Origin of the sequence: Mycolicibacter sp. MU0102, assembly GCF_963378105.1 — a bacterium.
GTDB classification, from domain to species: Bacteria; Actinomycetota; Actinomycetes; order Mycobacteriales; family Mycobacteriaceae; genus Mycobacterium; species Mycobacterium holstebronense.
The window spans coordinates 4783217-4794172 of the sequence record NZ_OY726398.1; the positions used below are offsets into that span (position 1 = coordinate 4783217).

A 10956-nucleotide genomic window follows, 5' to 3' on the forward strand; every position below is an offset into this window, starting at 1 on the left:
GCCCATGGGGCACCCGGACCGCAGCGACGCCGAACTGCTGGCCGCGCATGTCGCCGGTGACCGCTACGCCTTCGGCGAGCTCTACGGCCGCCACCACCGCCGGCTACGCCGGTTGGCCCGGCTCACCACCGGGTGTCCGGAAGAGGCCGAGGATGCGCTGCAGGAGGCGATGCTGTCGGCACATCGGGCGGCGGGATCGTTTCGCTACAACGCCGCCGTCGGTAGCTGGCTGCACCGGATCGTGATCAACGCCTGCCTGGATCGCTTGCGTCGCAACAAAGTTTCTTACACCGAGCTGCTCGTCACCCACGCCATCGTCGGTGATCGCACCGCCGAGGTAGAGACCGCACTGGACGTACGCGCAGCGTTGTGCCGGTTGCCGGCCAACCAGCGTGCCGCGGTGGTGGCCGTGGACATGCAAGGGTTTTCGGTCGCCGACGCTGCCCACGCGTTCGGCGTGGCACCGGGCACCGTCAAGAGTCGCTGCGCGCGCGGCCGAGCGCGGCTGGCGACCCTGCTCGGACGATCACCGCACCCCGGGCCCAACACTGCGGTCCGGCCGGCCCGCGGCCGGTTAGCCTTGGCGCCTGAGGGTGGCTTACCTGTGTGCGTGCCGCCTCTACAACGAGCGGAAGCGGCGGCATGCCCATCGATTCGGACGACGAACAGACCCGTGCCCACACCGGGCCCCCCGCGCACTCAAGCCGGCCCCTCCCCTCGTTCCGTCGGATCGCCGCCTGGGCCGGCGGCGCCGCCGCGTTGATCGCGGTCGGGGTCGGCACCGCCGCGCTGCTCCGGTTTCCCGGGGACACTGCTAGCAGCCCGCGTTCCTTCGACGCCATCACGGTGGCCTCCGCGCCGACGGGGGTGCTGCCGCTGTCCGAGCCGGAGATCCTCGAGCTCTTGAACCGTCGCCCCGAATACGGTCCCCTCACCGATCCCGCACGCCGGACCGGCTGCCTGGCCGGGCTCGGTTACCCCGCCTCGACACACGTGCTCGGGGCCCGCGAGGTCACCGTCAACGGCCACCCCGGCGTGGTGCTGCTGCTGCCGGGCACGCCAGAGGGCACGATCATCGCGTTGGCGGTGGCTCCGCACTGCAGTGCCGCGGACACCGGACTGCTCGCCGACACCACCGTCCGGCGCCCCTAGACGCCGGCAGGACCCGGCAGTAGCGAACCGGGGAACATCGCCGCCTACGCTGACGTTGCTAGCCCCAGTAACCAGATCCCCGCGCGGAAAGGCCCTCGATGTCTGAGACACCATCCACCCACGATGTGATCATCATCGGTTCCGGCCCGGCCGGGTACACCGCGGCGATTTACGCCGCCCGCGCCCAACTGGCCCCGCTGGTCTTTGAGGGGACCGCCTTCGGCGGCGCCCTGATGACCACGACCGAGGTGGAGAACTTCCCCGGCTTCCGCAACGGCATCATGGGCCCGGAGCTGATGGACGAGATGCGTGAGCAGGCGCTGCGCTTCGGTGCTGACCTGCGCATGGAGGACATCGAATCGGTGGAGCTGGACGGGCCGGTCAAGACCGTGGTCACCGCCGACGGCGAGACGCACCGGGCCCGGGCAGTCATCTTGGCCATGGGCGCTGCCGCCCGCTACCTGAACATCCCCGGTGAGCAGGAACTGCTCGGCCGCGGGGTGAGCTCGTGTGCCACCTGCGACGGGTTCTTCTTCCGCGATCAGGACATCGCGGTGATCGGCGGCGGCGACTCCGCGATGGAGGAGGCCACCTTCTTGACCCGCTTCGCCCGCAGCGTGACCCTGGTACACCGCCGTGAGGAGTTCCGCGCCTCCAAGATCATGCTCAACCGGGCCCGCGAGAACGACAAGATCCGGTTCCTCACCAACAGCGTCCCGGTGGCGGTGGAGGGTGAGGCGACCGTGACGGGGCTGCGAGTCCGCGACACCGAGACCGGCGAGGAAACCACCCTGCCGGTGACCGGCGTGTTCGTCGCGATCGGCCACGACCCGCGCTCGGCACTGGTGCGTGGGGCCGTCGACCTGGATCCGGAGGGTTACGTGCTGGTCCAGCAGCCGGGTTCACGCACCTCCTTGGAGGGGGTGTTCGCGGCCGGCGACCTGGTGGACCGCACCTACCGGCAGGCGATCACCGCAGCCGGAACCGGCTGCGCGGCCGCCATCGACGCCGAACGCTGGCTGGCAGAATCCGAAGACGCCGCAGATACGCACGAAACCGGTACCGAAACCCTGATGGGAGCACCCCGATGACCGACCACGCCACCGTGAACGTCTCCGACGCCACCTTCGCCGCCGACGTGCTGGCCAGCAGCAAGCCCGTGCTGGTGGACTTCTGGGCGACCTGGTGCGGCCCCTGCAAGATGGTGGCCCCGGTACTGGAGGAGATCGCCGCCGAGCAGGCCGACCAGCTCACCGTCGCCAAGCTGGACGTGGACGCCAACCCGGACACCGCGCGGGACTTCAACGTGGTCTCGATTCCCACCTTGATCCTGTTCAAGGACGGTCAGCCGGTGAAGCGGATCGTCGGCGCCAAGGGCAAAGCGGCCCTGTTGCGGGAGCTCGCAGACGCGACCTAGCGATTCCGGGCACGGTCCGACGCGCTTGTGAGCCTCGGCTCTCAGGTGCCTATTGTTGCCTCGCCGTTTTCGAAAATTGGCCGGGGATCTGAGACAATTCTGGCTAATCTGCTGGCAACCACCAGCACGGTTCCATTGCCAACAGCGACAACCGGAGGGGCTCAGTAATGTCGGGTCGGCATCGCGGCACCGAGCAGGGCCTGCGTCGTGGCGACCGCAGCGGTGCCGTGGTGGAGATTCGGGCGGCGCTGGCCGCGCTGGGGCTGGTGGACAGCCCTGACGCGGATCTGAGCACCGGCAAGCACGTCGCCCTGGACGTCTACGACGAAGCGCTGGACCAGGCGGTGCGGGCGTTTCAGCAGCAGCGTGGCCTGCTCGTCGACGGCGTGATCGGCGAGGCCACCTACCGTGCGCTCAAGGAGGCGTCCTACCGACTGGGCGCCCGCATTCTCAACCACCAGTTCGGGGCGCCGATGTACGGCGACGACGTCGCCACGCTGCAGGCGCGTCTGCAGGATCTGGGCTTCTACACCGGTCTGGTCGACGGCTACTTCGGCATCCAGACGCACAACGCGTTGATGTCCTATCAGCGTGAGTACGGTCTGTACGCCGACGGTATCTGCGGCCCGGAAACGTTGCGCTCCTTGAACTTCCTGGCCTCGCGGGTGACCGGCGGTTCGCCGCATGCGATCCGCGAGGAGGAATTGGTGCGGCGGTCTGGACCCCGGCTGTCCGGCAAGCGGATCGTGATCGATCCGGGCCGTGGCGGCCGTGACCACGGGCTGATCATCCAGACTCCGTCTGGGCCGATCAGTGAAGCGGATATCTTGTGGGACTTGGCAAGTCGTTTGGAAGGCCGGATGACGGCCATCGGGATGGACACCTTCCTGTCCCGTCCCAGCGGCCGCAACCCGTCGGACGCCGAACGCGCCGCTACCGCAAACGCCGTAGGCGCCGACCTGATGATCAGCCTGCGTTGCGCCACCCACGTCAGCCCCGCGGCCAACGGTGTGGCGTCGTTCCACTTCGGCAACTCGCATGGCTCGGTGTCCACCATCGGCCGTAACCTCGCAGACTTCATTCAGCGAGAGATCGTGGCCCGCACCGGATTACAGGACTGTCGGGCGCACGGCCGGACTTGGGACCTGCTGCGCCTGACCCGCATGCCCACCGTCGAGGTCGACGTCGGTTACATCACCAGCCCTCGTGATCGCGGGATGCTGGCTTCTCCCGCTAATCGCGACGCCATCGCCGAAGGAATGCTCGCCGCGGTCAAACGGCTGTATCTGCTGGGCAAGAACGACCGGCCCACCGGAACCTTCACGTTCGCCGAATTGCTGGCCCACGAGCTGTCGGTCGAGCGCACCGGCCATCTCGGCGGTTCTTGATCCCGCGGTTCAGCGAGACTCGACGCAGGAGAGCCGCAGCTGGAACCGCCGCGTAGAACCCCGCGGTTCAGCGAGGCCCGACGGCCCCGGTCGCAGACCCGGACACAGCGGGGGCGCCCACCCCGATCGGTTGCTCCAACCGCGAGCTCTCCAGCAGGCGCTCGAGCGCAGCCTCCACCTCAGCCTTCCACCCCAAGCCCTTGTCGAGTTCCAGTCGCAGCCGCGGGAAGTACTGGTGCGGCGCCACCACGGTGAACCCGACGTCGGTCAAGAAGTCTGCCGCGATGATGCAGTGCTCGACCGAGCAGTCACCGACCGCCTCCAACACCGGTGCGACGTCGGGCGGGGCGGTGCCCATATCGAGTAGTTCGGGGACTGCCGTCGTGCGGCCGAAGGCCTCGAGTGCGCGTACGCCGCGTCGCATCAATTCCTCGACCACCCGGGAGATCAGTTCCCGCGGCAGACCGTCGGCCATCGGCGCCGGATCGACTCCGATCGAAGTCAGTAGCACAGCGTCGGCCGAGACTGGCCCGGTGGGAAACCGCTGCGCCCGCGGCACGGCACGCGGAGGTGCGTAGAGCACGTAGCCGAGGCACTGCGGATCCCCGACACCTCGCGCGGCGGCCGACGGTGTGGCGACCTGGCCGCAGGTCCCCCACTCCAGCATCACCATCGACAGCCAGGCTTCCTTTTCGAACTCCGGGTCCGAGAGGTGATCGTCGCGCCCGAGGGTGGCTGGATCGACTTCCCAGAAGACGCAGCGGCGTGCGTGCTTGGGAAGCTGCTCGAAACCCTCGAGCTTCAGGGGTGCGATTCGGACAGACACTGGACTCCCGGTCTCAACCCGTGCTGCCGCCGACGGCAGCCCCTTAAGAATAGGAGCGTCGAGCCGCCGGATGCCACTCTCGGTGCCATTCGGTCGGTCGACCGCTCCAAAAAATGAAAGCTGCTGTTAATCAACACGTTTCAGTACCCTCGACGGACCGGAGTCACCGTACCGTCACAGTGACGTAACGGCCGTGTGGCCCTGGACCTGGGCGAACAACGCCTCAGGAGGTTGTCGCGTCCATCATTGCGACAATGCGTTGCAAATCGTCGACGGAGCCGAACTCGACCACGATCTTGCCCTTGCGCTTGCCGAGACTGACCGTCACGCGGGTGTCGAATGTGGTCGACAACCGCTCTGCGACGTCTTGCAGACCGGGCATCTGGATCGGCTTGCGCCGCGGCGCGACCGGTGTCGGAGTGCCCCCTCGGTTGGCCAGAGTGACCGCTTCTTCGGTGGCGCGCACCGACAGCCCCTCTGCCACGATCCGCGCGGCAAGCTCCTCCTGGGCCTCGGATCCGGCCTCCAGCGACAGCAGGGCGCGGGCGTGGCCTGCCGATAACACGCCGGCCGCGACCCGGCGCTGCACAGCAATCGGCAGGCGCAGCAGCCGGATCATGTTGGTCACCAACGGGCGAGAGCGACCGATGCGCGTGGCCAGTTCGTCGTGGGTCACCCCGAACTCATCAAGCAATTGTTGGTAGGCGGCCGCCTCTTCCAACGGGTTCAGCTGTACCCGGTGGATGTTCTCCAGCAGCGCATCGCGCAGCAGGTTGTCGTCCTCGGTCTCCCGGACGATCGCCGGGATGGTCTCCAGACCGGCTTGCTGGGAAGCCCGCCAACGCCGCTCCCCCATGACCAACTGGTATCGCGAGGAGCCGGGTACGGCCCGCACGACGATGGGCTGCATGAGCCCGAATTCCCGGATCGAATGCACCAGCTCGGCCAGCGCCTCGTCGTCGAAAACCTGCCGCGGCTGGCGCGGGTTCGGATCGATGTCGGCCGGCCGGATTTCCCGGTACACCGCGCCCACGTCGGGGGTGGCCGCCGGGGTTGAGGCACCCAAACCGCCGAGAACAACGTCGGCAGCGGCGTCGCCCATACGGGGTCCCAGGACGGCGCCCCGGTCGCCCTGGCCGTCGTTCCCCTCGCCGGGTCCCGTCGGGATCAGCGAGGCCAGGCCGCGGCCCAAGCCGCCCTTCTTACGCGACGGTCCGGTCATCTGTGGCGCTCCTGTTCTTCTCCGGGTCGTCGTACAGCGGCGGTCACTGCTGTCCCCCGCCGTCGACCAGGTCCCGCTCGACAAGCTCCCGGCTGGCATCCAGGTAGCTCATCGCACCGCGCGAGCCCGGGTCGTAGTCAATGATCGTCATGCTGTAGCCCGGCGCTTCCGACACCTTGACGCTGCGCGGGATCACCGTGCGCAGCACCCGGTCACCGAAGTAGCGCCGGACCTCATCGGCGACTTGGTCCGCGAGCTTGGTGCGCCCGTCGTACATCGTCAGCAGCACGGTGGTGACTTCCAGACGCGGGTTGAGGTGTGCCTTGACCATCTCGATGTTGCGCATCAGCTGGGATACGCCCTCCAGGGCGTAGTACTCGCACTGAATCGGGATCAGTACCTCCGGCGCCGCAACCAACGCGTTGACCGTCAAGAGTCCGAGCGACGGCGGGCAGTCGATAAAGACGTAGTCGAAGTCGAAGCTGTCCAAATCGGCCAGCGCGTTGCGCAGCCGGTTCTCCCGCGCCACCATGCTGACCAGTTCGATCTCGGCGCCGGCCAGATCGATGGTGGCGGGGATGCAGTACAGCCGCTCGTTGTGTGGGCTCTGCTGCAGGGCTTCGGTTACCGGGATCGCCCCGATCAACACTTCGTAGGACGAGGGGGTCCCCGAGCTGCGCTCGGCGATGCCCAACGCGGTGCTCGCGTTGCCCTGCGGGTCGAGATCGATCACCAGGGTCTTGATCCCCTGTACCGCGAGGGCCGCGGCGAGGTTGACCGCCGTGGTGGTCTTGCCGACGCCGCCTTTCTGATTGGCGACGGTGAACACGCGCCGGCGCTTCGGGCGGGGCAGTCGGTTGTTCGTGTGCAGCACTTGCATTGCGCGTTCGGCCGCCGCTCCGATCGGGGTGTCGACAAAGTCCGGCGATGTTTCACGTGAAACCGAGCCGGACGATGTTTCACGTGAAACAGCTTCGGCGGCGGCTGCGGGCTTCGCGCCCGACGGCCGTGGCGTGACGCCCGGGGGGACTGCTCTACTCATGCCTGCCTCCTGCTGGACCGTCGCGCCGGGCTGCCCGACCGACCGCGTCCCCGCTTCGCTTCGGGGTCTCCCCGCAGTGCCAGCACTACGGTCGCGGGCGGGGTTAAATAGTTCACGCCACATCTCACCACCCTTACGTCGTTGGCGCCTAGTCTGGCCATCGCACCGCGGTGTTCATCAACCTCGGTCTGTGCCCGCTCCCCCTTCATCGCCAGCATCCGGCCACCCTTTCGTAGCAGCGGCAGGCTCCACCGGCCGATCTTGTCCAGGCTTGCGACGGCACGTGAGGTGACCGCATCGCAGTCGCCGGCCGCATCGCGCACCGCGGGATCCTCGGCACGGCCGCGCACCACTTCCACGCTGGCGAGGCCAAGCTCGGAAACGGCCTCGTGCAAGAACTCGCTGCGTCGCAGCAGCGGCTCCACAAGGATCATCGATACGTCCGGGCGCACAATCGCCACCGGTATCCCCGGCAGGCCGGCTCCGCTTCCGATGTCTGCGACCCGCTCCCCGGGCTCCAGCAGCTCGCCGACCGCCGCGCAGTTGAGCAGGTGGCGCTCCCAGAGCCGTTCGACTTCTCGGGGGCCGATCAGCCCGCGCTCTACACCGGGCCCCGCTAACAGGGCCGCGTAGCGACGGACAATGGGAAGGCGGTCGCCGAATACTTCCGCCGCCTCCGGGGGCGGCTCGGGTGCCGGTGCTCCCTCGACATGTTTCACGTGAAACATTCCTCCGGCTTCCCGGGAACGGACCGCAGGCGGGGAATCACATCGCTGTGATTCCCCACGCTGAGTCTGGTCAGTCCCGCCGTACCACTACGCGGCGCGACGGCTCGACGCCCTGACTCTCGCTGTGCACGCCGGCGACGGCGGCCACCGCATCGTGGACGATCTTACGTTCGAAGGGGCTCATCGGGGCCAGTTCCTCATCGGCACCGCTTTCCAGCACGCGCCGGGCCACCTCGTCACCCAGAGCCGTCAAGTCATCGCGACGCCGACGGCGCCACCCGGCGATGTCGAGCATCAACCGGCTGCGCTCGCCCGTCTTCTGGTGCACCGCCAGTCGGGTCAGCTCCTGCAGCGCATCGAGCACCTCACCCTTGCGGCCGACCAGCTTGGTCAGGTCTGAACCGCCGTCGATGCTCACCACCGCACGCCGGCCTTCGACATCCAGGTCGATGTCGCCGTCGAAGTCCAGCAGGTCAAGCAACTCCTCCAAGTAGTCGCCGGCGATCTCGCCTTCGGCTACCAGTCGGTCCTCCAGGTCAACCGCGGGTGCGGCTTGACCCTCCTGGTCCTCGCCTCCGGAACTCACGGCCTCGCGCTCCGTGGTCCCAGCGTCGTTCATGTCAGTCGTGTCAGTCATGTCGTCTCCCTCCGTGCCCGGCGGCTCGCGCGCCGGTTGGCTTGTCGCGGTACGTCACCGCTTACGTTTCTTCGGCTTAGCCCCGGCGCCCGGCCGGCCACCACGGGCAGCGGGTCGATTCGGGCTTCGCTTGGCGGCCTCAGAGTTCCCGGTCTCGCCGGCCTCCGCCTCGATGGCACCCGTCTCCTCGACAGCACCCTCGGCTTCGGCGGCGGCCTCGGTCGTGGCCGCCCGGCTCCCCCGCTTGGGCTTAGCCCCGGGGGCCGGCGCGTTGGCCGCGCGACGCCGCAGCGCCTCCTCCTTCTTGGCCTCTTCCTCCTTGGCGATCAGACCGAACACGTAGTGCTGCTGGCCGAACGTCCAGATGTTGTTGGAGAACCAGTACAAGATGATCGCCAGCGGCAGGAAAGGCCCACCGACCACCACGCCCAGCGGGAAGACATAGAGCGCCAGCTTGTTCATCATCGCGGTCTGCGGGTTGGCCGCGGCTTCTGGGCTCTGCCGCGCAACCGACGCCCGGCTATTGAAGTACGTCGCGATACCGGCCGCGATCATGATCGGCACCCCAACCACAATCACCGACAGCCGGTTGAACTCCGTGAAGGCGTCCAGCCCGGTGCGTTGGATCATGGTCGCGCCCAGCGGCGCACCGAACAGATTCGCGTCGAGGAAGTTTCCGACGTCGGCCGCGCTGAAGAAGTAGTTGCCCAGCTGGCGGTTCAGATCGGGCGACAGGCCAAGCTGACCGATCCCGGTGCTGGTCCGGTTGAAGGACCGGAGCACATGGAACAGACCCAGGAAGACCGGGACCTGTGCAAGCATCGGCAGACACCCGAGGATCGGGTTGAAGCCGTGCTCGCGCTGGAGCTTTTGCATCTCCAGCGCCATTTTCTGGCGGTCCTTGCCGTACTTCTTCTGCAACGCCTTGATCTGCGGCTGCAGCTCCTGCATCTGCCGGGTGGTCCGGATCTGCTTGACGAACGGCTTGTACAGCAGCGCCCGCAACGTGAACACCAGGAACACCACCGACAGCGCCCAGGTGAAGAAGCTCGCGGGTCCCAGCAGGAGGCCAAAAGCCTTGTACCACAACCACATAATGCCCGACACCGGGTAGTACACATAGTCCAGGCTGCCCGGATCAAAGGACACGGTATTCACCCTCCGCTCGATTGTCCGAGTTGTTCTCGGACGGGCAGCCGCAGTCAGCAGCCCCCTGGGACCGTTCGGGAATCGGATCCCATCCGCCTTGATGCCACGGCCCGCACTTGGCCAGCCGTACCGCCGCCAACCAGCTGCCCCGAATCAACCCGTATTCCGTCAATGCGTCAACCGCGTACTGGCTGCAGGTCGGCATGAAGCGACAGCTGGGCAGACGCAGCGGCGAGATCAGATTCCGGTAGAGCTCGATGACGAAGACCAATCCGCGTACCGGTACTGCCGCGACCGCGTGCATCAGCGCACCGCCCCCGCGGCCCGGCGGATCGACCGCAAGCCTGTCCGCAACTGGTTCGCAAGTTCGTCGGAGGTCGCACCGCTGCTACCGGGCAGTGCCCGAATCACCAGCTGCTCTTGCGGCTCTAGGTCGGCTAACACTTCGCGGGCCACATGGCGCAATCGCCGAGCCACACGATGCCGGTCCACCGCGTTACCGACCGACTTGGCAATGATCAGACCGACTCTCGGCGGCGCGGCCGCCACCGCCGACTCCTCGGACGGGTCCGTCCGTCGGTCGTATATGACGCGGTCGTACAGGATGACGTCCGGCTGCACTGCCTTTCGGCCGTGCTTGACCGTTGCACCGAAGTCGGCCGATCGTCTCATCCGGTATTGAGCCGGGAGCACCGCCGAGCTGCCTGTGCTCAGGCGGTCAGCGAGCGACGGCCCTTGCTGCGCCGGGCGGTGACGATGGCACGACCGGCACGGGTACGCATCCGCAGCCGGAACCCGTGCACGCGGGCCCGACGACGGTTGTTGGGCTGGAAGGTCCGCTTGCCCTTGGCCACGGCACACTCTCCTTATTGCATCTTGCGTCGCGTAAGCCCGACACACCGGAAGCCCGTTGTGCCTGTCGCACGCGACGCACTCGGTAAGCTCGGTGAACTTCTGCGTCTTGCTCGTAACCGGCGCGGGCTCCGGCCTTTGGGCCGGTCGCAGCCGTATCGCCAGCGTTCGGGCGACTGTTCGAGGGTACTGATGCGTGATCGCCGGGTCAAACCCCGGTGTCATTGCCGTACTGCACCATGCCCCACGGCCTACGAAATCGACCCAGTATTCACACTGGTCACACCCGTATCGATCGCGTTAACGACCTTCGTTTTCATTCGGTTCATCTCGGTGAAATGAGTAGTCGTCTACGCGGAAACCTGTTAACTTGCTTGCCAGCGCCGTTTCGGAACCGGAGCGGTTCTCTACCACGAACCGAAGATCACGAAGCGGCTGGCGCTTCAGATATAGCGTCTTTTGTCTGGAGTATCCGTTGCTGAGCAACCGGCCCAGAGGGCCTCACCGCGGAATGCGCACCTCATCCACACCTGTGGATAAGTG

The 10956-nt window shown here is 67.1% G+C and carries 13 protein-coding genes and 1 pseudogene; 5 read left to right on the plus strand and 9 right to left on the minus strand.

The genetic code is table 11. From position 1 onward, the window contains the following. Positions 1 to 4 precede the first annotated feature (4 nt). The 5 genes and pseudogenes from sigM to RCP37_RS22110 form a co-directional block, all read left to right on the plus strand. Positions 5 to 565 (plus strand): annotated as a pseudogene (sigM, locus tag RCP37_RS22090) (RNA polymerase sigma factor SigM); the annotation flags it as partial. Between the two features lie 194 nt (positions 566 to 759). Next, on the plus strand, positions 760 to 1152 hold the full coding sequence (locus RCP37_RS22095; RefSeq protein WP_308485034.1) for an RsmA family anti-sigma factor: 393 nt from the start codon (positions 760 to 762) through the stop codon (positions 1150 to 1152). A gap of 98 nt (positions 1153 to 1250) precedes the next feature. After that, positions 1251 to 2243: a thioredoxin-disulfide reductase gene (trxB, locus tag RCP37_RS22100; protein ID WP_308485035.1), complete on the plus strand. Its 993-nt coding sequence runs from the start codon at positions 1251 to 1253 to the stop codon at positions 2241 to 2243. Further along, positions 2240 to 2569, plus strand: coding sequence for a thioredoxin (trxA, locus tag RCP37_RS22105; RefSeq protein ID WP_308485036.1), 330 nt, complete (start codon positions 2240 to 2242; stop codon positions 2567 to 2569). The genes trxB and trxA overlap by 4 nt, the downstream gene beginning before the upstream one ends. 167 nt (positions 2570 to 2736) lie before the next feature. Beyond that, positions 2737 to 3957 (plus strand): N-acetylmuramoyl-L-alanine amidase, encoded by a 1221-nt coding sequence (locus RCP37_RS22110; protein WP_308485037.1) that lies wholly within the window; start codon positions 2737 to 2739, stop codon positions 3955 to 3957. 67 nt (positions 3958 to 4024) lie between these two features. Here the strand turns inward: RCP37_RS22110 and RCP37_RS22115 are convergent, their stop codons facing one another. The 9 genes from RCP37_RS22115 to rpmH form a co-directional block, all read right to left on the minus strand. Continuing rightward, positions 4025 to 4783, minus strand: a complete 759-nt coding sequence (locus tag RCP37_RS22115) for an acetyltransferase (protein WP_308485038.1) — start codon at positions 4781 to 4783, stop codon at positions 4025 to 4027. Between the two features lie 223 nt (positions 4784 to 5006). Then, positions 5007 to 6005, minus strand: coding sequence for a ParB/RepB/Spo0J family partition protein (locus tag RCP37_RS22120; RefSeq protein ID WP_308485039.1), 999 nt, complete (start codon positions 6003 to 6005; stop codon positions 5007 to 5009). A 43-nt stretch (positions 6006 to 6048) separates the two neighbouring features. Next, positions 6049 to 7047, minus strand: coding sequence for a ParA family protein (locus RCP37_RS22125; protein WP_308485040.1), 999 nt, complete (start codon positions 7045 to 7047; stop codon positions 6049 to 6051). Then, on the minus strand, positions 7044 to 7775 hold the full coding sequence (gene rsmG / locus RCP37_RS22130; protein WP_308485041.1) for a 16S rRNA (guanine(527)-N(7))-methyltransferase RsmG: 732 nt from the start codon (positions 7773 to 7775) through the stop codon (positions 7044 to 7046). Before rsmG ends, RCP37_RS22125 begins: the two co-directional genes overlap by 4 nt. Before the next feature lie 70 nt (positions 7776 to 7845). Continuing rightward, the gene (locus RCP37_RS22135; RefSeq protein WP_308487208.1) at positions 7846 to 8394 is read right to left on the minus strand and encodes a Jag family protein; all 549 of its coding nucleotides are present in this window, start codon (positions 8392 to 8394) and stop codon (positions 7846 to 7848) included. Positions 8395 to 8466: 72 nt separating this feature from the next. Further along, positions 8467 to 9507 carry a membrane protein insertase YidC gene (yidC, locus tag RCP37_RS22140; protein WP_373693205.1) on the minus strand — a complete coding sequence of 347 codons (1041 nt, stop codon included), beginning with the start codon at positions 9505 to 9507 and terminating at the stop codon, positions 8467 to 8469. 43 nt (positions 9508 to 9550) lie between these two features. Then, entirely contained in the window at positions 9551 to 9865 is a 315-nt protein-coding gene (yidD, locus tag RCP37_RS22145; RefSeq protein ID WP_308485043.1) for a membrane protein insertion efficiency factor YidD, read from the minus strand. Then, entirely contained in the window at positions 9865 to 10254 is a 390-nt protein-coding gene (rnpA, locus tag RCP37_RS22150; protein WP_308485044.1) for a ribonuclease P protein component, read from the minus strand. The genes yidD and rnpA overlap by 1 nt, the downstream gene beginning before the upstream one ends. Positions 10255 to 10271: 17 nt before the next feature. Beyond that, complete coding sequence (rpmH, locus tag RCP37_RS22155; RefSeq protein WP_024442093.1) at positions 10272 to 10415, minus strand: 50S ribosomal protein L34; 144 nt, start codon at positions 10413 to 10415, stop codon at positions 10272 to 10274. Between the last annotated feature and the right edge of the window lie 541 nt (positions 10416 to 10956).

Bases quoted from the DNA above. Each gene is read 5' to 3' on its own strand.
- trxB (WP_308485035.1), top strand. From the start codon at position 1,251: ATGTCTGAGACACCATCCACCCACGATGTGATCATCATCGGTTCCGGC.
- trxA (WP_308485036.1), top strand. From the start codon at position 2,240: ATGACCGACCACGCCACCGTGAACGTCTCCGACGCCACCTTCGCCGCC.
- RCP37_RS22110 (WP_308485037.1), top strand. From the start codon at position 2,737: ATGTCGGGTCGGCATCGCGGCACCGAGCAGGGCCTGCGTCGTGGCGAC.
- RCP37_RS22120 (WP_308485039.1), bottom strand. From the start codon at position 6,005: ATGACCGGACCGTCGCGTAAGAAGGGCGGCTTGGGCCGCGGCCTGGCC.
- RCP37_RS22125 (WP_308485040.1), bottom strand. From the start codon at position 7,047: ATGAGTAGAGCAGTCCCCCCGGGCGTCACGCCACGGCCGTCGGGCGCG.
- rsmG (WP_308485041.1), bottom strand. From the start codon at position 7,775: ATGTTTCACGTGAAACATGTCGAGGGAGCACCGGCACCCGAGCCGCCC.
- RCP37_RS22135 (WP_308487208.1), bottom strand. From the start codon at position 8,394: ATGAACGACGCTGGGACCACGGAGCGCGAGGCCGTGAGTTCCGGAGGC.
- yidC (WP_373693205.1), bottom strand. From the start codon at position 9,507: ATGTGGTTGTGGTACAAGGCTTTTGGCCTCCTGCTGGGACCCGCGAGC.
- yidD (WP_308485043.1), bottom strand. From the start codon at position 9,865: ATGCACGCGGTCGCGGCAGTACCGGTACGCGGATTGGTCTTCGTCATC.